The following is a 1392-nucleotide window of genomic DNA, read 5'->3' as shown; positions in this document are numbered from 1 at the left end:
ACGCTCGCTCATGATCCCTCCCCACAAGTCGGGAGCTTGAATCATGCCGCGAGCCGACACTCAAGTGAATTTATGGGTCCTGACCCTAGTCGTTCCACCTTTAAGTAGCCCCCCGCAGACTAGGTGAGTGCGTTGAGCTTCGGTTGTACTGTATCGCTCGATGATTTGCCATTGGCGAGATGCGCCCGCAGACAACCAATCTAAGTCAGCATGTGTCTGCGTCGCGGCGGAACCCCTGACTCCTTTCCGCCGGTATCGGCCTCTACGCCGGTTTGCCTCGTATGAGACATTGCTCCGCGCCGCGAGTCGTCGCTGACTGCGGATGAAAGGAGCGTCGTATGAAGGCAAAACTCTCTGAACGCGTTGTAAAGGCTGCGGAAATTGGTAGCCGCAAGTACGTCCTCTTCGATGAGGATACCCCCGGCTTCGGGCTCTGCGTCTACACCACAGGGCGCAAGGGCTTCGTCCTGATCTACCGGATTGCCGGGCAGCAGAAGCGCTTTACCATCGGGGTATGGCCGACATGGTCGGTCACGGCCGCCCGGGATGAGGCCAAGCGCCTGATCCGCGAAATCGACCGCGGCGAGGACCCGCTTGACACCCGCAAGGCTGCCCGGGGGGCGCCGACGGTGAAGGAACTGGCCGAGCGCTTCATCGAGGAGCATCTGCCAAAGCTGGCCAAGACGAACGCCTCCGACCAGAAAAGCATGCTGGAAAAACTGGTCTTGCCGGAGTGGAGGAACCGCAAGGTGGCCGACATCACGCCCACCGATGTCGATCGCCTTCTGACCAAGATCGCCGCCGGGCGGGCGCGGCCGTCAAAGAAGAAGCCCACCCAGAAGCGGCGCAAGAAACTGGCCCCGCCGAAGCCAACGCCGGTGCGGGCAAACCGGGCGGGCGAGATGCTGCGCAAGATGTTCAACCTCGCCATGCTCTGGAAAATGCGCACCGACAACCCGGCCTTCGGGTTCCGCCGTCGGCCCGAGGTTGCCCGCGACAGGTTCCTGTCCTTCGAAGAAATCGAACGCCTGGCCAACGCCCTGGCCGTCGACGAAGATCAGCGCGCCGCCAGCATCATCCGCTTGTGCATGCTGACCGGAGCCCGGCTGGGCGAGGTCCGGACAGCGACCTTCGACCAGTTCAACCTTGACCTCGCCATCTGGACCAAGCAGGCGGCCTACACCAAGCAGCGCCGCATCCACCGCGTGCCGATCTCGCACGAGGCGGTCGCCCTTATCCGCCTCCGCAGGGAAATCGTGCCAAAGGGCTGCCCCTTCCTCTTCCCCGGCGACGTCCCCGATCAGCCGGTCGGCGAGGCTCTGTTGCACAAATCCCGTGAGGGATTCATCTCGTGAATCCAGCGTGGTAGCCGGCGTGCATGAGCAGACCCAT

1 protein-coding gene is annotated in these 1392 nt (G+C 62.7%); it reads left to right on the top strand.

Annotation, left to right across the window (positions count from 1 at the left end; all coding sequences use genetic code 11):
- Positions 1-338: 338 nt before the first annotated feature.
- Entirely contained in the window at positions 339-1355 is a 1017-nt protein-coding gene (locus tag HS053_RS22080) for a tyrosine-type recombinase/integrase (protein WP_241699991.1), read from the top strand.
- The last annotated feature ends 37 nt before the right edge of the window (positions 1356-1392 follow it).

The sequence above is a fragment of the Tabrizicola fusiformis genome, from assembly GCF_013328815.1.
Classification (GTDB): domain Bacteria; phylum Pseudomonadota; class Alphaproteobacteria; order Rhodobacterales; family Rhodobacteraceae; genus Fuscibacter.
This window is presented reverse-complemented; position numbering and strand designations above follow the sequence as displayed.

Bases quoted from the DNA above. Each gene is read 5' to 3' on its own strand.
- HS053_RS22080 (WP_241699991.1), top strand. From the start codon at position 339: ATGAAGGCAAAACTCTCTGAACGCGTTGTAAAGGCTGCGGAAATTGGT.